This window comes from Streptomyces sp. NPDC029292 (assembly GCF_055569295.1).
The window spans coordinates 170,098-192,100 of record NZ_JBVHXR010000008.1 but is presented as its reverse complement, the minus strand read 5'-3'; the positions used below and the strand labels follow the sequence as shown (position 1 = coordinate 192,100).

The window sequence follows — 22,003 nt, the reverse complement described above, 5'->3', positions numbered from 1 at the left end:
TCCGGCATGCGTCCTTTCTACCGCGCCGACGTCGCTGCCCACTCACCCGATGGGAACAGATCTTCCTTCCGCGTGTCCGTCATACCGGAGCAGGAGAATCGCGGCATCAGTTCGAACTCTTCGTTCCCCGCGGCGACCTCCGCGAGCGCAGCACGAGCAGCACGGCGGAACCCCCGAACAGCACCGCCGTGACCAGCAGCCAGCGGGCCAGGAAGCCGTCGCCGGAGAGGCCGGTGGCCAACCGGTAGTGCTCCGCCATCTGCCCGCTGATCAGCGGAAACCACATCAGCAGCAGGAGACCGGAGAAGGCCGCCGGGAACCGGACGTAGAGCGTCCACTCCCGATGGCCGACCGCGTCCAAGCCCCGCGTGAGGGCCCGGTCCGCCCCCGCGTACAAGGGCACCAGTACCAGATCGTGCAGGAGCGCCACCCCCACGAACCACAGCGCCACCTCGAACCAGTCCCCCGCCAACAGCCGCACCCCCGCGTACCCGGCGAGCGCGAACGAGCAGGCCAGCAGCAGGATCTGCAGCGGACTGCCCAGGACGGGCTTCCCGAACGACCGTCGCATCACAGGTGTCCGCATCAGAGATCTCCGAACGTCATCCGGGCCACCCACTTGGTGTTCAGTACACCGGGCGCCGCCGGCACGATGATCCGCGCCGGATAGCCGTGGTCGGGGGTCAGGTCCTCGCCGTTGGCGAACAGGGCCAGCAGGGAACGCGAATCGCGCACCTGGTTGTAGCGCAGGGCGCCCCGGCGAAACGCCCCGTGCCGCTGCAACGACTCCACCAGCACGTCGGGCGCCGCGTCCTCCTCGTATCCCACGAGTGCCGCAAGGTCCCGCAGCCTCACCCCCCGCCACCACTGGTCGGAGGTCGACCAGCCCTCCACGCAGGCGATGGGCAACGCGGCGCTGTGGAGCGGGAGTTTCAGTAACTCGGCCCGGCGCAGCCGGACCGTGCGGCCACGTCCCTCGACGACCAGCCGCCACGTCTCCTCGGTCGTCTCCCGCATGTCGATGCCGACCGCCGCGGCCGTCTTGTTGATCTGGAAGCCGCCGGGACCGGTGCCCGGTTCGGGGCCGCCGTGCGGGGCGAGTACGGCCGTCTCCCGCAGCGGCTCGTCGAAGCTGTGCCCGGCCGTGGTGGCGAACAGAAGCAGCGATCCGCCGCCCACGAACCCGAGGGCGCCACGCCGCGAGACGGTGGGCGGGTCGGGGTCCGGTGCCACCAACTCGTCTTGTGTTTCCGGGCGTTGACCCTCGTCCCGGAGATGGCGCAGATTGCGTACGGCCATGGGCACCCGCAGCACCGCATGCACCACGAACGCCGCGAAGAACACCCAGGCCCCGTAGAAGTGCAGCGGGTAGAAGGAGCCGGGGAAGATGTAGTCGAGCTGGACGTTCAACACGCCCGTGACGAACTCGAACAGCCCGCCCCCGACCAGCAGGAGCAACGAGATCCGCTCCAGCCCGTGCGCGAGTGACCGCACCGGCGGCAGCGTGAACAGCTTCGGCACGACCGACCACAGCTTCGCCAGCAGTACGGGGATCAGCGTGATCCCGAGCGTGACGTGGACGCCCTGGGTGAGGCGGTACAGCCAGGACGGGTCGGTCGGCCAGGAGAAGAGGTAGAAGCCGAGCAGACCCTTGTCCGGGGTCTGGTCGTTCACGGGGGCCAGGTCCGGGTTGTACGCGGCGTACGACAGCAGCCCCGTCACGAACAGCACCATGATCCCGCCGAGCAGCACAACGCCGAGCACCGAGGTGAACCAGGGACCGCGCAGCGGGCTGCGCCAGAACGCGGGGGAGGTGGGGAGCTTCGGGGTTGCGCGGCACACGTCTTGTCCTACCGGTGCTCGGGGTTCTCGTAGTCGCGGCGGCAGCCGGCGTCCCACGCGGTGCGCTGGTTGCCGTATGCGGGGATGCCACCGAGATCCTTCAACACCCGGGCCAGGTGCAGCAGGTTCCAGGTCATGAAGGTGGTGTTGCGGTTGGTGAAGTCGTTTTCCGGGCCGCCCGAGCCCGGGTCGAGGTACGAGGGGCCGGGGCCCGCCTCCCCGATCCATCCGGCGTCCGCCTGGGGAGGGATGGTGTAACCCAGGTGCTGCAGGCTGTAGAGGACGTTCATGGCGCAGTGCTTGACGCCGTCCTCGTTGCCGGTGATCAGGCAGCCGCCGACGCGGCCGTAATAGGCGTACTGTCCAGCCTCGTTGAGCAGGCTGGAGCAGGAGTAGAGGCGTTCGATCACCTGCTTCATCACGGAACTGTTGTCGCCCAGCCAGATGGGGCCGGCCAGCACGAGGATGTCGGCCGCCAGGACTTGCTGGTAGAGGTCCGGCCAGGCGTCGGTCTCCCAGCCGTGCTCCGCCATATCGGGCCACACACCGGTGGCGATGTCGTGGTCCACCGCCCGTACGACATCGACGTGCACTCCCTGCGCGTCCATGACGGCGATGCTGCGATCGATCAGTCCCTGGGTGTTGCTCGTCTCCGGCGAGCGTTTGAGGGTGCAGTTGATCACCAGAGCACGCAGGTCGTCGTACCGGGCCGGCGGTGCGTCGGTGGCGGGCGACGAAGCGGTCACGCGGTCCTCCCAGAGCCCTGCCGCCGCACGGTGCGCGGCGGCGCGTCCACATCCGGATCCAGCGTGCGGGCCGACCGCGGCGGGCGCCACCACAACGACTCCGAATGGCCCCGGCAGCGCCTACCGTGCTTGAGCTCAGGCGCGGGCCGGTATCCGTCGGCAGTCACTCCGGCCGGGCCCCGGCGCTCGACGTCGTCGAGGAGTTCGTGCACCTGCGGCTGCTGTCGGCGCGCGACCGTTCACCGGAGCTGGACGAACAGCGCGCCGGTCGTCTTCCTCGCCCCGCGGCACCCGGCGCTGTCCAAGGCCCACGTACTGCCCTAGTACGCACCCGGCCCGAGGATCAAGGCCGCCCCGCAGAGGTCAAGGTCACAGCCGCATCCTCTGCTGCTCACCTGCGAATCTGGCCTAACATCCGAGCATGACGGTCCTGCCTGACGACGGGCTCTCGCTGGCCGCCGAGTTCCCTGATGCGACCCATGAGCAGTGGCAACGCCTGGTAGAAGGCGTACTGCGCAAGTCGGGCAAGGAAGTCTCGGGCGCGGCAGCGGAGCACTCCTTGTCCACCACGCTGGAGGACGGGCTGCGCGCCCGGCCCCTGTACACCGCGGACGACTCCGCGCCCGATCCCGGCCTTCCCGGTTGCGCTCCCTTCGTCCGGGGCGGTCGCCCCGAGGGCAACACCCTCGGCGGCTGGGACGTACGGCAGCAGCACACGGCCGCCGACGGCGACGCGGTCCTCGGGGACCTGGAGAACGGCGTCACCTCGCTGTGGCTGGTCATGGGCGAACGCGGGATCCCCGTGCCGTCGCTCGGCCGGGTCCTCGACGGTGTCTATCTCGACCTGGCCCCCGTCGTCCTGGACGCCGGACGTGACGTCGAGCCTGCGGCGAGGGAGTTGCTGCGGCTGTACGAGGAGCGGGGCGTGGCCAAGGAGGCGGCCCGCGCCAACCTGGGTGCGGACCCGCTGGGTTACTTGGCCCGTACGGGAGACGACGGTTTCGACTTCGCGCCCGTGGCCGGTCTCGCGCGGCTGTGCGTCGAGGAGTACCCGGAGCTGCGGGCGCTGACCGTGGACGCGCTGCCGTACCACGAGGCCGGCGGTTCGGCGGCCCAGGAGCTGGGCAGTTCGCTGGCGACCGGTGTCGCCTATCTGCGGGAGCTGACCGAGGCGGGGCTCACGGCCGAACAGGCCTGTGGGCAGCTGGAGTTCCGGTACGCGGCCACCGCCGACCAGTTCCTGACCATCGCCAAGTTGCGGGCGGCGCGCCGGCTGTGGGCGCGGGTGGCCGAGGTCTGCGGGGCCCCGGGCGGGCAGGTCCAGCACGCCGTGACCTCGCCGGTGATGATGTCCCGCCGCGACCCGTGGGTGAACATGCTGCGCACGACCGTCGCCACCCTGGCCGCCGGGGTGGGCGGCGCCGACGCCGTCACCGTGCTGCCCTTCGACCACGCCCTCGGCCTGCCGGACGCGTTCGCCCGCCGGATCGCCCGCAACACCTCGACGATCCTGGTCGAGGAGTCACATCTGTCCCGGGTGATCGACCCGGCGGGCGGCTCCTGGTACGTGGAGCGACTCACGGACGAACTCGCCCACGCGGGCTGGGAGTTCTTCCAGCGGATCGAGCGGGAGGGTGGCCAGGCGGCCGCCCTGCGCTCCGGTCGGCTCGGCCAGGACCTCGCCGACACCTGGGAGGCGCGCAGCGCGAAGCTCGCCGAGCGACGCGAACCCGTCACCGGGGTCAGCGAGTTCCCGAACCTCGCCGAACGCCTCGTAGAACGCGAAGCCGCCCCCGTGCAGCCGTCCGGCGGGCTGCCGCGCGTGCGGCGCGACGAGGCGTACGAGAACCTGCGCGCCCGCTCCGACGCCCACCTCGCGGCGACCGGTACCCGGCCACGGATCTTCCTGGCCGCCCTCGGCCCCGCCGCCGCCCACTCCGCCCGCCTCACCTTCGCCTCGAACCTGTTCCAGGCGGGTGGCATCGAGCCCGTCACCGAGGGCTCGTTCGAGGACAGCGGTGCCACCGAGGTCTGCCTGTGCTCCAGCGACGCGCTGTACGAGGAGCGGGCCTCCGAGGTCGCCGGGGAGCTGAAGGCGACGGGCGCCGGGCATGTGTTCCTCGCCGGCCGCCCCGCCCAGTACCCCAGTGTCGACGCCTATGTCTTCGCGGGCTGTGACGCCGTAGCCGTGCTCTCCGCCACCCTCGACCGCTTGGGAGTGTCCTAATGCCAATCCCTGACTTCTCCGGGATCGAGCTGGGGGCCCCGAAGGCCGACGGCGGCACCGACGAATGGCGCAGCGCCGTCAAGAAGGCCACCGGCGGCGACGACCTCCTGTGGGAGACCCCGGAGGGCATCGCGGTCCAGCCCCTGTACACCGGGCAGGACCTGGAGGGCCTGGACTTCCTCGGCACCTACCCGGGCATCGCCCCGTATCTGCGCGGCCCGTACCCGACGATGTACGTCAACCAGCCCTGGACCATCCGCCAGTACGCGGGCTTCTCCACCGCCGAGGAGTCCAACGCCTTCTACCGGCGCAATCTGGCGGCCGGTCAGAAGGGCCTGTCCGTCGCCTTCGATCTGCCCACCCACCGCGGCTACGACAGCGACCACCCGCGGGTGACCGGTGACGTCGGCATGGCGGGCGTGGCGATCGACTCGATCTACGACATGCGGCAGCTCTTCGACGGCATCCCGCTGGACAAGATGACCGTGTCGATGACGATGAACGGCGCCGTGCTGCCCGTCCTCGCGCTGTACATCGTGGCCGCGGAGGAACAGGGCGTACCGCCCGAGAAGCTGGCCGGGACCATCCAGAACGACATCCTCAAGGAGTTCATGGTCCGCAACACCTACATCTATCCGCCGAAGCCGTCGATGCGGATCATCTCCGACATCTTCGCCTTCACCTCGCAGCGGATGCCGCGCTACAACTCCATCTCCATCTCCGGCTACCACATCCAGGAGGCGGGAGCGACGGCCGACCTGGAGCTGGCGTACACGCTGGCCGACGGAGTGGAGTACATCCGGGCGGGGCGGGACGCGGGGATGGACGTGGACGCGTTCGCGCCCCGGCTCTCCTTCTTCTGGGCGATCGGCATGAACTTCTTCATGGAGATCGCCAAGATGCGGGCCGCGCGGCTGCTGTGGGCGAAGCTGGTCAAGCAGTTCGACCCGCAGAACGCCAAGTCCCTTTCCCTGCGCACCCATTCGCAGACCTCGGGCTGGTCGCTGACCGCGCAGGACGTCTTCAACAACGTCACGCGTACGTGTGTGGAGGCGATGGCGGCGACGCAGGGCCACACCCAGTCGCTGCACACCAACGCCCTCGACGAGGCGCTCGCCCTGCCCACCGACTTCTCGGCGCGCATCGCCCGCAACACCCAGCTGATGATCCAGCAGGAGTCGGGTACGACCCGGGTGATCGACCCATGGGGCGGCAGCGCCTACGTGGAGAAGCTGACGTACGACCTCGCGCGCCGGGCCTGGCAGCACATCGAGGAGGTCGAGGCGGCGGGCGGCATGGCGCAGGCCATCGACGCCGGTATCCCGAAGCTGCGGGTGGAGGAGGCCGCGGCCCGCACCCAGGCCCGGATCGACTCCGGGCGCCAGCCGGTCATCGGCGTGAACAAGTACCGCGTCGAGACCGACGAGCAGATCGACGTCCTCAAGGTCGACAACTCCTCCGTACGCACCCAGCAGATCGAGAAGCTGCGGCGGCTGCGCGCCGAGCGCGACGAACAGGTCTGCCAGGACGCGCTGCACGCCCTGACCCGCGCCGCCGAAGGCACCGGCAACCTGCTGGAGCTCGCCGTGCACGCGGCCCGCGCGAAGGCCACCGTCGGGGAGATCTCCGACGCCCTGGAGAAGGTGTACGGGCGGCACGCGAGCCAGATCCGTACGATCTCCGGTGTGTACCGCACCGAAGCCGGCGAGTCGCCGTCCGTCGAACGCACCCGCACGCTGGTGTCCTCCTTCGAGGAGGCCGAGGGCCGCCGGCCCCGCATCCTGGTCGCCAAGATGGGCCAGGACGGCCACGACCGCGGCCAGAAGGTGATCGCCACCGCCTTCGCCGACCTCGGCTTCGACGTCGACGTCGGCCCGCTGTTCCAGACCCCGGGCGAGGTGGCCCGCCAGGCCGTCGAGGCGGACGTGCACATCGTCGGGGTGTCCTCGCTGGCCGCCGGACACCTCACCCTCGTACCGGCGTTGCGGGAGCAGCTGGCCGAGGAGGGCCGCGAGGACATCATGATCGTGGTCGGCGGGGTGATTCCACCGCAGGACGTGCCCACGCTCCTGGAGATGGGCGCGGCGGCCGTCTTCCCGCCCGGGACCGTGATCCCGGACGCGGCGTACGACTTGGTCGAGCGCCTGGCCACCGATCTCGGTCACGTCCTCTGAGCCCCATGGCGATCGACCTCGGCACTTATGTGAAGGGCGTACTCGACGGGAAGCGGGCGCTGGTGGCGCGCGCCATCACGCTCGTCGAGTCGACGAAGCCCCAACACCGCGTCCTGGCACAGGAGTTGCTGACCGAGCTGCTGCCGCACAGCGGCCGGGCGCGGCGGATCGGCATCAGCGGGGTACCGGGCGTGGGCAAGTCGACGTTCATCGACGCGTTCGGCACCCTGCTCACCTCGCTCGGGCACCGGGTCGCGGTGCTCGCCGTCGACCCGTCCTCCAGCCGCACCGGCGGCTCCATCCTGGGCGACAAGACGCGCATGGAACGCCTGGCCGTCGACCCGGCGGCCTTCGTACGCCCCTCCCCCACCGCCGGGACGCTCGGCGGGGTCGCCAAGGCGACCCGCGAGTCGATCGTGGTGATGGAGGCGGCCGGCTACGACGTGGTCCTCGTGGAGACGGTCGGCGTCGGCCAGTCCGAGACCGCGGTCGCGAACATGGTCGACTCCTTCCTGCTCCTGACCCTCGCCCGCACCGGGGACCAGCTGCAGGGCATCAAGAAGGGCGTCCTGGAACTGGCGGACGTCATCGCCGTCAACAAGGCGGACGGACCGCACGAGCGTGACGCCCGTGCTGCGGCACGGGAGTTGGCGGGCGCACTACGGCTGATGCATCCGGCCGACGCCGCCTGGACCCCGCCGGTACTGAGTTGCAGCGCCCGCGAGTCGACCGGCCTGGACACCGTCTGGGAGCGCCTCGAACAGCACCGTACGCTCCTCGAGTCCACCGGCCGCCTCGCCGCCAAGCGCCGCGACCAGCAGATCGACTGGACGTGGACGATGGTCCGCGACGAACTCCTCGGCCGCCTGCACGCCGACCCGGCGGTACGCGCCCTCGCCCCCGGCCTCGAACAGCAGGTGCGGGACGGGGAGTTGACCGCCACGCTCGCCGCCGAGCGCATCCTTGGGGTGTTCGGCAGCAGGCCCAGCACCTCCTGCCGTGATCTTCGTCCCGCGGAGGCGGCGCGGCCGGAGTGAACTGCGGGTCAGCGGTGGGCGAAGTGGGGTGGGGTGGACGCTTGTCGACGACGGCGCCCATGCCTTCCTTCTGGTCGGCGGTCGCGAACACCGCGTGAAAGAGGCGGCGTTCGAAGCGGACGCCCTCCGCGAGCGGCGCCTCGACGGCGCGGACTACCGCTTCCTTCGCCGTCATCGAGACGGGCAATGACATCCCCCGCCACGGTCGCGGCGACCGCGAGTGGCTCGCCCAGCAACTCACCGGCAACTCACCGGCAGCCCGCCCGTGCGCGAGGGGCGCACCGGGTGAAGGAGTGAGCCCTGTACGCGCCCCCGCGTGTCCCGGGAAAATGAGCCATGTCGACGGTCATGTGGCTGAGGTATCACGTACCCCGCCGCCAATTTTCCAGAAAGCAGGTCGGCTGCCGTGCTGTTGCGTCTGCCCACATCCGTTTCCGAAGCACAGGAGTGCATGGCCGAGGGGGCGGTGCCGATCGGCGGGGCGACGCTGGTGTGGGCCACCTGGCAGCGGGACGGCTTCCCCGAACACGCCATGTCGCTGCGCGACCTGCCGGAGGCCAATGCGATCGGGCCCGAGACGTTGGGCGCGGCTGTGGTGCTGAACCGGATCGGTGACCGTGTGCCGGAGGCGCTGCAGCGGGCGGCCGCCACCGTGGGGACCGGAGCCGTGCGCCGGACGGCCACGGTCGGCGGCAACCTCGTCGGCAGCACGCTGCGCTGCCTGCTGCCCGCAGCCCTCGTACTGGATGCCCGTGCAGTGGTCCTGGAGCCGGACAGCATCTACGAGACCGATCTGGCCGAGGTTCTGGCCAAGGGTCACCTGCTGCTCAGCCTCCGCTGGCGCGATCCGATCGCCAGCGGATACCGCAAGCTGGCCGGCGAAGCGGGTGGGCCGCCGCCTCTCGTCGTCGCCGCCGCTCTGCACGCCGCCGACGACGGAGGAACCCGCCTTCGTGTCGCCGTCCGCGACGGATACGAGGTGCTCACGGAGAGCATCGAGTGCGACGCCGACTCCGAACAGGTCCTCGACGACCTGCGTCGTACGGCCGTCGGCGCGCTTCACACCACGGCTTGGGAAGTGGTCCGCCAACAGGTCGCCGACCTCTTGTCCCGCCCCGCCGACCGTTGAGGACTCCCGCCTGACCGGGCACCTGCGGTGATGCCGATCCCGTCGGCCCCCAGCGCCGACAGCGCGGCGCACCGTGCCTCGGGCGACATCCCGGTGACGTCGAGGGCCTGCGACAACTCCCCAAGCCGCGCCACCGCGCCCGCCGATCCGGGCAGATCCTCATCACAGACGAAGACGACGGAGCACAGCCTTTTGGCCGAGGCGAGAATCTCCACGGCGCCGGCGGACCCCCGGCCGTACACCACGGCGAGAAGGGGGAGGTTGCGCATGGGCACACGCCACGTCATACAACATCAACTTCGCCCGCGTCCGTGGTGCGGGCCGACGCGCCGGGCGTCGCGACGCGCTGCTGGAGTCGCTTCAGGACCGTCTCGCCCCACTGGAGGTTCCCCCGCTCGAAGGCCATGCCGCCCAGCAGGGTGAGGTAGGGGCCGATGCGCTCGGCGGTGGCGAAGTACTCCTCTTCTGTACGTCCGGCCAGCAGGCGTTCCTGGAGGCGTTGGTAGCGGGCGAGTTTGGCCGTGGACCGCTCCACGCGTTCGGCGACCGCGGCCCGTACGGCCTCGATGTCGCCGGTGTCCGCGATGTCGACGCACTGGACCTTGACCATCAGCTCGTCCCGGATGGCGGTCGGCTTCGCGGTGCCTTCGGCGACGTACGAGCGCAGGACCTCGAGCCCGGTCCCGGTGAGCGAGAAGAGCCGCTTGTTGGGCCGGCGTTCTTGCTGAACGACACGAGCGGAGACGAGGCCCTCGCTCTCCATGCGCTCCAGTTCGCGGTAGAGCTGCTGGGGGGTGGCCATCCAGAAGTTGGCGACGGAGGCTTCGAAGCCCTTCGCCAGGTCGTACCCGGACGCCTCGCCCTCCAGAAGCGCGGCCATCACCGCATTGCGCAGAGCCATTACCCCAAGTTAACACCTCGTTGATTAGTCAAGGGGGCGACTATCAGACGGCTGTCGGTCCCTCTCGCCGAGCGGGACCGTGATCGTGAAGGCCGTCGAACCCGGGCGGCCGGCCAGTTCGACGGTGCCGCCGTGGGCACGGACGAGTGACCGCGCCACCGCGAGGCCCAGGCCGCTGCCGCCGCGGTCGCGGCTGCGGGCCTTGTCGACGCGGTAGAAGCGGTCGAAGACCCGCTCCTGGTCGGCGGTTGGTATGCCCGGGCCCGAGTCGGCGACCCGCACCACCGCCGCGCCGGACGAGACCGACACCGCCACGCTCACCTTCGTACCGGCCGGGGTGTGCACGGCGGCATTGGTGAGCAGATTGTCCAGCACCTGCCGGATGCGCAGGGGGTCGAGGCGCAGCCGCACCGTCTCGGGGCCGGCCGTCACGGACAGCGGGTGGTCCGGCCGGGCGGCGCGGAAGGCGTCCGCCGCCTGGCCGACCAGCTCCACCAGGTCCGCGTCCTCCAGCCGCAGCGGTGTCTCCACCTCGGCGGCGTCCAGGCGGGCGAGCAGCAGCAGGTCGTCGAGGAGTACGCCCATCCTGGCGGCCTCGGCGCGCAGCCGGGCCAGGTGTTTCTCCCGTTCCTCGGGTTCGTTGGCCGCCGCGTACTGGAACAGGTCCGCGTAGCCGCGTACCGACATCAAGGGGGTGCGCAGTTCGTGCGAGGCGTCCGCGACGAACCGGCGCAACCGCTGCTCGGCCTCCGTGCGCACGGCGAGCGCGTCGTCGATGTGTTCCAGCATGGTGTTGAACGCGGTGCGCAGCTCCTCGACCTCCGGTCCGCCCCGCCCGCCGCCCGCGCGCACCGGGAGCCGCGCCGAGCCGGTCAGATTGTGCGAGGTGATGCCGCGGGCCGTGTGCGCCATGTCGCTGAACGGCTTCAGGCCGCGCCGCAGCACCGCCCGGCCGATCACGACGAGTCCCAGCAGCGCGAGCGCGAAGGTGACGACCTGGACCGTGATCAGCTGCCGCAGGGTGGCCCGCAGGTCCTCCGTGGGCGCCGCCGTGACCAGCACGACCCCGGGTTCGACCTCGCAGGCGCGCAGTTTGTACGTGCCCTTCCCCTCGATGTCCGCGGTGCGCAGGATGTGCCCGGAGTCCGCGGACGGCAGCGCCTCGGCCGCGGCGGTGAGCGCCGCGGTGTCCGCCGGTACGTCGGCGGGCTTGCGCAGCACGGCCGTGCCGCCCGAGACGTCGTACACAGCGGTGTACCAGCCGTAGTACGGCTGTCGCTCCACGGTGCCGTGTGTCTGGGCGTCCTTGGACTGGGCGACCTGGACGAGCTTCATCTGCTCGCCCAGCTGGCGCTCCAGGTAGTCCCCCATGAACGTGGTCAGCGCCGTGCCGACGACCGCGAACACCACCAGCGACAGCGCGCCGATCCCCAGGGCCAGCCGGGTGCCGAGGCGCATGCGGCGGTAGGTCCCGCTCAGGCGGCCGATCACTCGGCGGCCTGCCGCACCACGTATCCGACGCCTCGTACGGTGTGGATGAGCGACTCGCCACCGTCAGGCTCACCGCTGTCGTCGAGCTTGCGGCGCAGGCGGCTGACGACCAGCTCCACCACGTTGGAGCGGCCTCCGAAGCCGTACTCCCAGACGTGGTCCAGGATCTGGGCCTTGGTCAGGACGGTCGGCGACTTGCGCATCAGATAGCGGAGCACCTCGTACTCGGTCGGGGTGAGCGTGAGCAGCCGGTCGCCGCGCCGCACCTCGCGGGTGTCCTCGTCCATCGTCAGGTCCGCCACCCGGAGCACGGACCGCTGGAAGCCGGGTCCCGCGCTGCGCCGCAGCACGGTCCGCAGCCGCGCCATCAGCTCCTCCACCGCGAACGGTTTGACCAGGTAGTCGTCGCCGCCCCGGGTGAGTCCCGCGACCCGGTCGGCGACGCCGTCGCGCGCGGTGAGGAACACGACGGGCACCATCGTCCCGGACCGGCGCAGCCGGTCGAGGACGGCGAAACCGTCCAGGCCGGGCAGCATCAGGTCGAGCACCACGATGTCGGGGTGGAACTCGGCGGCACGGTGCAGCGCCTCCTCGCCGGAGTTCGCGGTGATCGCCTCCCAGCCCTCGTAGCGGGCGACGGTCGCGACCAGATCGGCGATGGGAGGGTCGTCGTCCACGACCAGGAGGCGCACTTTTTCCACCCGCTCATAGTGCGTGACGCGTCTCCTCGCGCCATACCCGGCGACCCCCCTGATCCACATCGATAACGACTTGAAAGTCGACCGACAGGAAAACGACAGCTCCCACCCGGCAGGCTCGGTGTTCCCCACACCCGAACGAGGAGCCTGCGTCCGTGACGACTGTGGAACGCGTCCAGCCACCCCCCACGGCGGTACGTCCCCAGGTGGTGGCCCGCGCCGGCCTGTACGCCGTGCTGGCCGCGAACGTGTGCGTGGTGACCGTCTTCTTCTTCCAGGCCGGGTCCGGCTCGGACACGCTGCTCCTGCTGGGCCGGCTGGCCGGGCTGTACGGCGCGCTGCTGATGGCCTTTCAGCTGCTGCTCGTCGCCCGGCTCCCGTGGCTCGACCACCGGATCGGCATGGACCGGCTGACCTCCTGGCACCGCTGGGTCGGCTTCGGCCTGCTGTGGACGCTGCTGGCGCACGCGCTGTTCATCGTCCTCGGCTACGCGGGGGCGTCGTCGATGTCCTTCTGGGACGAGCTGGTGGAGCTGGCCACCACGACCGAGGGCGTCCTGCGGGCGATCGTCGCGCTGGCCCTGATCATCGTGATCGGCGCGGTGTCGGCGCGGTACGCCCGCCGCCGCCTCGCGTACGAGACCTGGCACTTCATCCACCTCTACACATACGTGGCGGTGGTGCTGGCCTTCACGCACCAGGTCGCGGTGGGGACGACCTTCACCGCGTCGTCCGCGGCCACCGCCTACTGGTGGTGCCTGTGGGGCGTTGCGCTCGGCTCGGTGTGTCTGGGGCGCGTGGTGCTTCCGGTGTGGCGGAACCTGCGGCACCAGCTGCGGGTCTCGGCCGTGGTGCCCGAGTCCGACAACGTGGTGTCGATCTACATCACGGGCCGGGACCTGGACCGGCTGCCCGCGCGGGCGGGCCAGTTCTTCCTGTGGCGTTTCCTCACCAGGGACCGCTGGTGGCAGGCCAATCCGTTCTCCCTGTCGGCCGCCCCGGACGGCCGGAGGCTGCGGCTGACCGCGAAGACGGCCGGGGACGGCACCGCGGCGCTGCGCCACCTCAAGGTGGGCACGCGCGTCTTCGCCGAGGGCCCCTACGGCGCCTTCACCGCGCTGCACCGCACCCGCCCCGAGACCCTGCTCATCGCCGGCGGCGTCGGCATCACCCCGATGCGGGCGCTCCTGGAGGAGCTCCACGATCACGTGGTCCTCATCTACCGGGTGGCCACCGACCAGGACGCGGTACTCCTCGACGAACTGCGGGACCTGGCGCACCGCAAGGGCGCGGAACTGCACCTGGTCACCGGCCCGGCCGTACCTGACCTGCTCGGCCCCGAGGCGCTCTCCCGGCTCGTACCGGACCTGATCGACCGCGACGTCTTCGTCTGCGGACCGCCCGGCATGACCACCGCCGTCATGCGCACCCTGCGACAGCTGGGCGTGCCCAAGCCGCAGATTCACGCCGAGCGCTTCAGCCTGGCCGGATGAGGGGGACCACACCGTGAAGCGATCCATACCCCGAGCACTGCCCGTCGTGGCCCTGTCGATCGCGGGGCTGATCCCGCTGTGGCGGTACGCACCGTCGAGCGGTACGACGCAGACCAGCACGGCCGCCCAGCCCGCGCCGTCGACGCCCACCCCGAACTCGTCGTCCTCGGCTTCGGCTTCGGCCTCGTCCGGAGCGTCCGCCGCACAGACCATCCAGGGCAGCACCGTCGACACCGACAAGGGTGCCGTGCAGGTGGAGGTGACCTTCGAGGGCGACAAGATCGCCTCCGTACGGATGCTGCAGCAGCCGAACCACCCGCAGACCACGGCCGCCGTGCCGAAGCTGATCGAGGAGACGCTCCAGGCGCAGAGCGCCGACATCGACACCGTGTCCGGCGCCACGATCACCAGCGACGGATACGTCCGGTCGCTCCAGGCCGCGATCGACGCGAAGGGCGCGTGACGTGCTGCGCGTCGAGCACGTCATGGGGTTCCCGGTCTCGGTGCGGATCGACGACGAGAGCGCGTCCGACGAGACCGCGGACCCGGTGTTCGCGTGGCTGCGCGAGGTCGACGCGCGATTCAGTCCGTTCCGGCCGGACAGCGAGGTGTCCCGGCTGGACGGGGGTGAGCTCGAACCCCACGAGCTCAGCCCGGACGTGGCCGAAGTCCTCGACCTGTGCGAGCAGTACCGGGCCGCGACCCGCGGCGCGTTCCAGGTGCGGCTGCCCGGCCGCGGGCTCGATCCGTGCGCGATGGTGAAGGGCTGGTCGGTGCAGCGGGCCGCGGAGCTGCTGGCGGCGCGCGGGGCGAGGAGGTTCTGCCTGAACGCCGGTGGCGATGTGGTGGCGTACGGCGGTCCCTGGCGGGTGGGCGTACGGCACCCCGAGCAGGCCGACCGGCTCTGCGCCGTGCTGGAGATCACCGACGGCGCGGTGGCGACCTCCGCGCGGTACGAGCGGGGCGACCACATCCTCGACGGGCGCAGCGGCCGCCCGGCGACCGAGCTCCTCAGTGTGAGCGTCGTGGCGCCGTCGCTGACCGAGGCGGACGCGACCGCGACGGCGGCGTTCGCCATGGGTGCGGAGGGGATCGAGTGGGCCGCCGCGCGGGAGGGCTGCGAAGTGTTCGCCGTTGACGCCGGACACAGGGTGTTCCGCACCGAGGGGTTCCCTCTCTCCCGTTGACCGGCGACAGGGTTCCCTGTCGCCGGGTGACCGCCCTGAAGTGGCGTGAGTCGAACCGGAATCGAAACCTGTCAGAAGCGTTGACGTGTCCTCGTCGGAAACCTATCTTCTGGTCGAACCTCCGCACAACGTTCGCGATTTCGAACACACTTGGCCGTCAAAGGGGACTCGCCGTGTTCCGCACCCGCCACTGGTTCGTCCTGGGGGCAGCGCTGCTGGCCCTGCTCGGGTCACTGCTGACCCAGCCCGCCGCCGCTGCCGAAGGCCGGCCGTATACCAACCCCATCAAGGCCCAGAAGGGCGCCGACCCCTGGCTGGAGTACTACAACGGCAACTACTACCTGGTGACAACCTCGTTCACCAACGAGCTGACCATGCGCAAGTCACCGACGCTCGCCGGGCTCAGCACCGCCCCCAGCGTGCAGATCTGGTCGGACACCACCTCCGGGCGCAACGCGAACTTCTGGGCCCCTGAGATCCACTTCTTCAACGGCAAGTGGTACCTCTACTACTCGGGCGCGCAGAGCGGAGCCGCCTGCTGCGACACCCAGCGCACCCATGTCCTGGAGAGCGCGGGCTCCGATCCCATGGGCCCGTACACGTACAAGAACAGCCTGACCGGCTCCAACCTCGACCCCGGCGGCTGGCTGATCGACGCGAGCGTGCTCCAGTACAACAGCAAGCTGTACCTGGTGGGCAGCGGCTCCGTCGGCGGCAGCAAGCAGAGCCTGGTCATCGCGCCGATGAGCAACCCGTACACGCTCAGCAGCGCCACCTTCACGGTCATCTCCAGCCCCACGCTGAGCTGGGAGACCTCCGGGGCCCCGGTCAACGAGGGGCCCGAGCCGCTGTATCACGGAGGCAGGACCTTCCTGACCTACTCGGCGAGCTACTGCCAGACCGCCGACTACAAGCTCGGCCAGCTCGAACTGACCGGCAGCGACCCGCTCTCCCCCGCGTCCTGGACGAAGAAGCAAACCCCGGTCTTCCAGCGCGACGACGCGGCCGGGGTCTACGGGCCCGGTCACAACGGGTTCTTCACCTCGCCGGACGGCACCGAGAACTGGATCGTCTACCACGCCAACAGCTCGGCGAGCGGCGGGTGCGGCAACGGTCGTACGACACGGGCGCAGAAGTTCACCTGGAACGCGGACGGCACGCCGAACTTCGGCACCCCCGTCGCGACCGGCACCACCCTCGCCGGGCCCTCCGGGGAGACCGCGACGACACCCACCGCCTACACCCTGGTGAACCGCAACAGCGGCAAGTGCCTGGACGTCGAGGGCGGCAGCACCGCGGACGGCGCCAACATCCTCCAGTGGACGTGCAATGGCGGCACCAACCAGAAGTGGCGGATCGAGGACCAGGGCAACGACACCAGCCGGCTGGTCAACGTCGCCACCGGCAAGGTCGTGGACACCGCGGACTGCTCCAGCGCGGACGGCGCCGACATCCGGCAGTGGTCGTGGCTGAACAACAACTGCCAGAAGTTCCGCCTGGTCTACACGGCGACCGGCGACTACGTGCGGATCGTCAACGCCAACAGCGGCAAGGTCGCCGACGTCGCCGACTGCGGTACGGCCGACGGCACCGACGTACGCCAGTGGACCTGGCTCAACAACACCTGTCAGCAATGGCAGTTCAAGCCCACCACCTGACCGGGAGCCGACGGAACCATGAGACGCCTTGTTGCCCGTGCGCTGATGGCGGTGCTCGTCGCGATCGGCCTGCTGACGTCGGGGACGGCTGCCCAGGCGGCCGCCCCGGCCTCGCCGGCCGTGACCTTCACCAACCCGATCGCCGAACAGCGCGCCGACCCGCACATCTTCAAGCACACCGACGGCTACTACTACTTCACCGCGACCGTGCCCACGTACGACAGGATCGTGCTGCGCCGGGCCACCACGCTCCAGGGCCTGGCCACCGCGCCGGAGACCACCATCTGGACCAAGCACGCCAGCGGGGTGATGGGCGCCCACATCTGGGCCCCGGAGATCCACTTCATCGACGGCAAGTGGTACGTGTACTTCGCCGCCGGGTCGACCAGTGACGTGTGGGCGATCCGGATGTACGTGCTGGAGACCTCGGCCGCGAACCCGCTGACCGGGACCTGGACCGAGAAGGGCCAGATCGCCACCCCGGTGTCCTCCTTCTCGCTCGACGCCACCACCTTCGTCGTCGGCGGCGTCCGCTATCTCGCCTGGGCCCAGCGCAATCCCGCCGAGGACAACAACACCAGCCTGTTCATCGCCAAGATGGCCAACCCGTGGACCCTCAGCGGCACGCCGACCGAGATCTCGCAGCCCACGCTGCCCTGGGAGACCGTCGGCTACAAGGTCAACGAGGGTCCGGCCGTCATCCAGCACGGCGGCAAGGTCTTCCTGACGTACTCGGCCAGCGCCACCGACGCCAACTACTGCCTCGGCATGCTGACCGCGTCCGCCTCGTCCGACCTGCTGAACGCCGCCTCCTGGAGCAAGGGCGCGCAGCCGGTGTTCCAGAGCAACGCCGCGACCTCGCAGTACGGACCGGGCCACAACTCGTTCACCGTCTCCGAGGACGGCAAATCGGACATCCTCGTCTACCACGACCGCAACTACAAGGACATCACCGGCGACCCGCTCAACGACCCCAACCGCCGCACCCGCCTGCAGAAGATCTACTGGAACGCCGACGGCACCCCCAACTTCGGCATCCCGGTCGCCGACGGCGTCAGCCCGGTCCGCTTCTCCTCGTACAACTACCCGGACCGCTACATCCGCCACTGGGACTTCCGCGCGAAGATCGAACCGAACGTCACCAACCTCGCCGACTCGCAGTTCCGGGTGGTGACCGGGCTCGCGGGCACCGGGACCGTCTCGCTCGAATCGGCGAACTATCCCGGCTACTACCTCCACCAGAAGAACTACGAGGTGTGGGTGGAGAAGGACGACGGGACCGCGGCCTTCAGGAGCGACGCCAGCTTCTACCGGCGGGCGGGCCTCGCCGACTCTGCCTCCGGCGTCTCCTTCGAGTCGTACAGCAGTGCCGGCCGCTACATCCGGCACTACAACTACCTGCTCTACACCCAGCCCGCCGACACCACGACGGCCAAGGCGGACGCGACGTTCTACGCCGATTGACTTGCTCCTCAGGCTGAAGCCCGGGGATTCTGGCCTTCTCGTCCGTTGCTGTGCCGCTACGCGGCACGGGGTTCGGGAGACAATCCGTGGCTTCCTGTTTCCTCGCGCTGTGCCAGGACGAGTCCTGGTCTGACCTGCGCTCCACAGGCTGCAACCGCCAGTCCGGCGGCCGTTTTGACGTTCTTCGCAGCGTTGTGGTCCCGGTCATGGACCGCGCCGCAGGCGGCGCAGGTCCAGGTCCGGATGTGCAGGGGCTTGGGGCCGTCCTTGGCCCCGCACTCCGAGCAGACCTGGCTGGTCGGAGTGAACCTGCCGATCTTCACCAGGGACCGCCCGTACCTCACCGTCTTGTACTCCAGCATGTGCACGAACTGCGCCCAGCCCGCATCATGCACACTCTTCGCCAGTCTTGTGCGCGCGAGTCCTTTGACCGCCAGGTCTTCCACACCGATCGCTTGGTTGTCGCGGATCAGTTGAGTGGAGAGCTGGTGGTGGAACTCACTGCGGGCGTCAGTCACTTGTGCGTGGGCGCGGGCGACCTTGAGGCGGGCCTTCTCGCGGTTCCTGGATCCCTTCTGTTTACGGGACAGCTCCCGCTGGGCTCTCTTGAGTTTCTTCTCCGCGCGGCGCAGGAACCTCGGGGAGTCGATCTTCGTGCCGTCGGAGAGGACGGCGAAGTGGGTCAGGCCCAGGTCGATGCCGATGGTCTGGTCGGTGTCGGGCATCCGGGTGGCGTCGGTGGCCGGGTCGGTATCGATGACGAAGGAGGCGAAGTACCGCCCGGCCGCGTCCTTGATCACGGTGACCGAAGAGGGCTGTGCGGGCAGGGGGCGTGACCACTTCACTGTCACCGCGCCGACCTTGGGAAGGTTCAGCCTCCCGGAATCGGTGATCGACCAGCGGGCATTGGCCGTGAAGCGGATCGACTGCCGCTTGTCCTTGCGCGACTTGAACCGGGGCGCACCGGTCTTCGCACCCTTGCGCTCGCCCTTGAGGGAGGCGAAGAAGTTCCTGTAGGCGGCCTCCACGTCGCGCAACGCCTGCTGGAGCACGACGGCGGAGACCTCGCCCAGCCAGGAGCGGGCCTCGGTCCGCTTCGCCTCGTTGATCAGCCTCTTCGACAGCTCACCGGCCACCGGGAAGGCCTCGCCCGCTCTGCGGGCGTCCTCCCGGGCGCGCACCGCATCGTTGAACACGACGCGAGCGCACCCGAACGCCTTGGCCAGCGCGATGCGTTGGCCGGAATCCGGGTACAGGCGGAAGCCGTACCGAAGTTGCATGACGGCCACGCTAGATACTTGGGTTATGGGCGGGATACAGAAGATCAGAACTGGCCGGCACTGTGTTTCGTGATGCAGCTTCACTTGGTCTTCGTGACCAAGTTCCGGCACAAGGTGTTCACGGAAGCTCATCTGACACGCATGGAGGAGATCATGCGGTCGGTGTGCGGGGACTTCGAGTGCGAGCTGGTGGAGTTCAACGGCGAGGACAACCACGTTCACCTTCGTGAATTTCCCACCCAAGGTCGCCGTCACCAAACTCGTCAACTCCGTCAAGGGCGTCTCCTCCCGCCGCCTGCGCCAAGAGTTTCCCAACTTGGTACGCCACTACTGGTGGGCCAACAGGCTCTGGTCCAGTTCCTACTTCGCCGGCACCGTCGGCGGCGCCCCACTCTTCGCGGTCAAGCAGTACGTCGAACAGCAGAACCGGCCCGTGTGAGCATCGCCCGGCTCCGCCGGGACCGGTCCTCGCGCCGCTCCGCGCCACAGGCGGTGAATACGCGCGCGCCCGGCCCCGCCGGACAAGAATGCGCGACACTCCGCGTCACGGCCATCAGATTCGCTTCACCCCGGACTGAAGGCCGGAGCACTGCGTATGAATCCCGGTAGCGCGCACTCAAAGACTATACATGCGGTGTATACACCGCATGTATAGTCTCGGCATGCCTTCTCCGACCAAGAAGATGAAAAGACCGGGTACCAGGTTCCGTGCGGCCGCCGCCATCTCGGCGGCCGTCGCGCTGGCCCTGCCGCTCACGGGGTGTACGACCCTCCACACCACCGCGCCCAGCGCCGCCCGCGCACAGGCCGCGGCCGACGTCCAGGGGCGGTTCGGGACGGTGGACTGCCGGGAGGCCAAGTGCATCGCGCTGACCTTCGACGCCGGGCCGAGCGAGAACTCGGCCCGGCTGCTCGACATCCTGAAGGAGAAGAAGGTCCCCGCGACCTTCTTCCTGCTGGGCAAGCGGCACATCGAGAAGTACCCGGAGCTCGTCCAGCGGATGGCCGCCGAGGGACACGAGGTGGCCAGCCACACGTGGGACCACAAGATCCTGACGCGGATCAAGCCCGAGGAGATACGCGAGGAGCTGGAGCGGCCGAACAAGGAGATAGAGCGGCTCACGGGACACAAGCCGACCCTGATGCGGCCGCCGCAGGGGCGCACGAACGACACGGTGCACCGGATCAGCCGTGAGCTGGGCCTCGCGGAGGTCCTGTGGAGCGTGACCGCCAAGGACTACACGACCAACGACTCCGAGCTGATAGAGAAGCGCGTCCTCGAGCAGGCCTCCCGGGACGGGATCATCCTGCTCCACGACCTCTACCCGGGCACCGTGCCCGCGGTGCCCGGGATCATCGACGCGCTGAAGAAGCGGGGGTATGTGTTCGTGACGGTGCCGCAGTTGCTGGCACCGGGGAAGGCCAAGCCGGGTACCGTGTACCGGCCTTGACGGAGCATCAGGTCAGGCGCACCGGCAGCGCCCGGTAGCCGTGGCCGATGAAGGACTCGGCGAGGCGGGCGGGTCCCTGGGAGTCGTCGAGACTCAGCGCCGGGAAACGCTCGAAGAGCGCGGGGAGCGCGACGGACGCCTCCAGGCGGGCCAGCGGGGCGCCGATGCAGTAGTGGACGCCGTGGCCGAACGCGAGGTGTTCCTTGTCGGCGCGGGCGATGTCGAAGCGGGCCGCGCTCTCGCCGTGCCGCAGCGGGTCACGGCCCGCCGCCGCGTACGTCGCCAGGATCGCCTCGCCCCGCGGGATCAGCGTGCCGTCGGGGAGCTTGATGTCCTCGACGGCGTACCGCAGCGGGAGGTTGGCGATCGAGGGGGCCCAGCGGAGGGTCTCCTCGATGACGTCGCTCCAGGGGATTTCGGCGTCGAGCACGCGGGCGAGCTGGTCCGGGTGGCTCAGCAGGGCATGCACCACGTTGCCGATCAGGTTCACCGTCGTCTCGTGGCCCGCGCCGATGACGAGGAGGAGTGTGTCGATCAGTTCGCTCTCGCTGAGCTGCGAGCCCTCCTCGTCGCGGGCGGCGATCAGGGCGGTCGTCATGTCGTCGCCCGGCTGCTCGCGCTTCGACTCGACCAGTCCGGCCAGCAGCTCATGGATCTCCTGCCAGGTGGCCATGGCCTGTTCGGGAGTGATGGTGGTGTCCATGTTGGCCTCGATGAGGCGCGCGGTGTCGGCCCGCTTGTCCTCGGGCAGACCGAACAGCTCGCAGATCACCTGCATCGGGAGCGGATGCGCGTAGGCGGACCGGAGGTCGGCCCGTCCGTCGGGCGCTTCGGCCATCCGGTCGAGGAGTGTGGCGGCGAGCTCCTCGATACGGGGCCTGAGGGCGTCGGTGCGGCGTTTGGTGAACGCGGGTGAGACGAGCTTGCGCAGCCTGCGGTGGTTGGCGCCGTACGCGGTGAACATGTTGGTCACGCCGACCCAGAGGTTGACCCAGCTCTCGCGGAACTCGCCACCGATCCAGGCGGGCCAGTGCTGGTTGGGGTCCTTCGAGACCCGGTCGTCGGCGAGGAGCTGCTTGAGGGTCTCGTACTGGGTGGGGGCCCAGGCCCGTATACCGGCGGGCAGTTCGATGAGGGCCGCGGCGCCACCACGGTCGCGCAGGCGGTCAGCCTCACCGTGGATGTCGGCTCCCGCGGGGTCGATGACATAGGGCTGGTCCGGCAC

The 22,003-nt window shown here is 69.7% G+C and carries 18 protein-coding genes and 2 pseudogenes; 11 read left to right on the top strand and 9 right to left on the bottom strand.

Annotated features, from left to right (window positions below):
* Positions 1–106 precede the first annotated feature (106 nt).
* Genes ACZ4WS_RS19640 through ACZ4WS_RS19630 form a run of 3 tightly spaced genes read right to left on the bottom strand, consistent with a single transcriptional unit; the run spans position 107 to position 2,588 of the window.
* On the bottom strand, positions 107–586 hold the full coding sequence (locus ACZ4WS_RS19640; RefSeq protein WP_467981982.1) for a hypothetical protein: 480 nt from the start codon (positions 584–586) through the stop codon (positions 107–109).
* Positions 586–1,842 carry a molybdopterin-dependent oxidoreductase gene (locus tag ACZ4WS_RS19635; protein ID WP_467981980.1) on the bottom strand — a complete coding sequence of 419 codons (1,257 nt, stop codon included), beginning with the start codon at positions 1,840–1,842 and terminating at the stop codon, positions 586–588. Before ACZ4WS_RS19635 ends, ACZ4WS_RS19640 begins: the two co-directional genes overlap by 1 nt.
* 8 nt (positions 1,843–1,850) lie before the next feature.
* Positions 1,851–2,588, bottom strand: a complete 738-nt coding sequence (locus tag ACZ4WS_RS19630) for a flavodoxin family protein (protein ID WP_467981979.1) — start codon at positions 2,586–2,588, stop codon at positions 1,851–1,853.
* Between the two features lie 421 nt (positions 2,589–3,009).
* Between ACZ4WS_RS19630 and ACZ4WS_RS19625 the strand changes: the two genes are divergently transcribed.
* Genes ACZ4WS_RS19625 through meaB form a run of 3 tightly spaced genes read left to right on the top strand, consistent with a single transcriptional unit; the run spans position 3,010 to position 8,026 of the window.
* Positions 3,010–4,815, top strand: a complete 1,806-nt coding sequence (locus tag ACZ4WS_RS19625; RefSeq protein ID WP_467981977.1) for a methylmalonyl-CoA mutase family protein — start codon at positions 3,010–3,012, stop codon at positions 4,813–4,815.
* On the top strand, positions 4,815–6,989 hold the full coding sequence (scpA, locus tag ACZ4WS_RS19620) for a methylmalonyl-CoA mutase (protein WP_467981975.1): 2,175 nt from the start codon (positions 4,815–4,817) through the stop codon (positions 6,987–6,989). Before ACZ4WS_RS19625 ends, scpA begins: the two co-directional genes overlap by 1 nt.
* A gap of 5 nt (positions 6,990–6,994) precedes the next feature.
* The gene (gene meaB / locus ACZ4WS_RS19615) at positions 6,995–8,026 is read left to right on the top strand and encodes a methylmalonyl Co-A mutase-associated GTPase MeaB (RefSeq protein WP_467981974.1); all 1,032 of its coding nucleotides are present in this window, start codon (positions 6,995–6,997) and stop codon (positions 8,024–8,026) included.
* Between the two features lie 31 nt (positions 8,027–8,057).
* Here the strand turns inward: meaB and ACZ4WS_RS19610 are convergent.
* A pseudogene (locus tag ACZ4WS_RS19610) lies at positions 8,058–8,271 on the bottom strand (enoyl-CoA hydratase); the annotation flags it as partial.
* 161 nt (positions 8,272–8,432) lie between these two features.
* Between ACZ4WS_RS19610 and ACZ4WS_RS19605 the strand changes: the two are divergent.
* Positions 8,433–9,155, top strand: coding sequence for an FAD binding domain-containing protein (locus tag ACZ4WS_RS19605; protein WP_467981973.1), 723 nt, complete (start codon positions 8,433–8,435; stop codon positions 9,153–9,155).
* Positions 9,156–9,438: 283 nt separating this feature from the next.
* Here the strand turns inward: ACZ4WS_RS19605 and ACZ4WS_RS19600 are convergent, their stop codons facing one another.
* From ACZ4WS_RS19600 to ACZ4WS_RS19590, 3 genes are read right to left on the bottom strand one after another with little or no spacing between them, the layout of a single operon-like run.
* Positions 9,439–10,056 (bottom strand): PadR family transcriptional regulator, encoded by a 618-nt coding sequence (locus ACZ4WS_RS19600; protein ID WP_467981972.1) that lies wholly within the window; start codon positions 10,054–10,056, stop codon positions 9,439–9,441.
* 24 nt (positions 10,057–10,080) lie between these two features.
* Positions 10,081–11,547 carry a sensor histidine kinase gene (locus ACZ4WS_RS19595; protein ID WP_467981970.1) on the bottom strand — a complete coding sequence of 489 codons (1,467 nt, stop codon included), beginning with the start codon at positions 11,545–11,547 and terminating at the stop codon, positions 10,081–10,083.
* Entirely contained in the window at positions 11,544–12,248 is a 705-nt protein-coding gene (locus ACZ4WS_RS19590) for a response regulator transcription factor (RefSeq protein WP_467981968.1), read from the bottom strand. The genes ACZ4WS_RS19595 and ACZ4WS_RS19590 overlap by 4 nt, the downstream gene beginning before the upstream one ends.
* A 152-nt stretch (positions 12,249–12,400) precedes the next feature.
* On the opposite strand from ACZ4WS_RS19590, the gene ACZ4WS_RS19585 reads away from it, so the two are divergent.
* From ACZ4WS_RS19585 to ACZ4WS_RS19565, 5 genes are all read left to right on the top strand, one after another.
* A complete protein-coding gene (locus ACZ4WS_RS19585) occupies positions 12,401–13,738 on the top strand; it encodes a ferredoxin reductase family protein (protein ID WP_467981966.1) in 1,338 nt (445 codons plus the stop codon).
* A gap of 25 nt (positions 13,739–13,763) precedes the next feature.
* Positions 13,764–14,201 (top strand): FMN-binding protein, encoded by a 438-nt coding sequence (locus ACZ4WS_RS19580; RefSeq protein ID WP_467982250.1) that lies wholly within the window; start codon positions 13,764–13,766, stop codon positions 14,199–14,201.
* 1 nt (position 14,202) lies between these two features.
* The gene (locus tag ACZ4WS_RS19575) at positions 14,203–14,925 is read left to right on the top strand and encodes an FAD:protein FMN transferase (RefSeq protein ID WP_467981965.1); all 723 of its coding nucleotides are present in this window, start codon (positions 14,203–14,205) and stop codon (positions 14,923–14,925) included.
* A gap of 173 nt (positions 14,926–15,098) precedes the next feature.
* Positions 15,099–16,583, top strand: a complete 1,485-nt coding sequence (locus ACZ4WS_RS19570; protein WP_467981963.1) for a family 43 glycosylhydrolase — start codon at positions 15,099–15,101, stop codon at positions 16,581–16,583.
* Positions 16,584–16,601: 18 nt separating this feature from the next.
* Complete coding sequence (locus ACZ4WS_RS19565) at positions 16,602–18,047, top strand: family 43 glycosylhydrolase (protein WP_467981961.1); 1,446 nt, start codon at positions 16,602–16,604, stop codon at positions 18,045–18,047.
* 56 nt (positions 18,048–18,103) lie between these two features.
* Here the strand turns inward: ACZ4WS_RS19565 and ACZ4WS_RS19560 are convergent, their stop codons facing one another.
* On the bottom strand, positions 18,104–19,327 hold the full coding sequence (locus ACZ4WS_RS19560) for an RNA-guided endonuclease InsQ/TnpB family protein (protein ID WP_467981960.1): 1,224 nt from the start codon (positions 19,325–19,327) through the stop codon (positions 18,104–18,106).
* 25 nt (positions 19,328–19,352) lie between these two features.
* Between ACZ4WS_RS19560 and tnpA the strand changes: the two are divergent.
* Both tnpA and ACZ4WS_RS19550 read left to right on the top strand, forming a co-directional pair.
* Positions 19,353–19,766, top strand: a pseudogene (gene tnpA / locus ACZ4WS_RS19555) (IS200/IS605 family transposase).
* A 223-nt stretch (positions 19,767–19,989) separates the two neighbouring features.
* On the top strand, positions 19,990–20,778 hold the full coding sequence (locus tag ACZ4WS_RS19550; protein ID WP_467981958.1) for a polysaccharide deacetylase family protein: 789 nt from the start codon (positions 19,990–19,992) through the stop codon (positions 20,776–20,778).
* A 7-nt stretch (positions 20,779–20,785) separates the two neighbouring features.
* Here the strand turns inward: ACZ4WS_RS19550 and ACZ4WS_RS19545 are convergent, their stop codons facing one another.
* Entirely contained in the window at positions 20,786–22,003 is a 1,218-nt protein-coding gene (locus tag ACZ4WS_RS19545) for a cytochrome P450 family protein (protein WP_467981955.1), read from the bottom strand.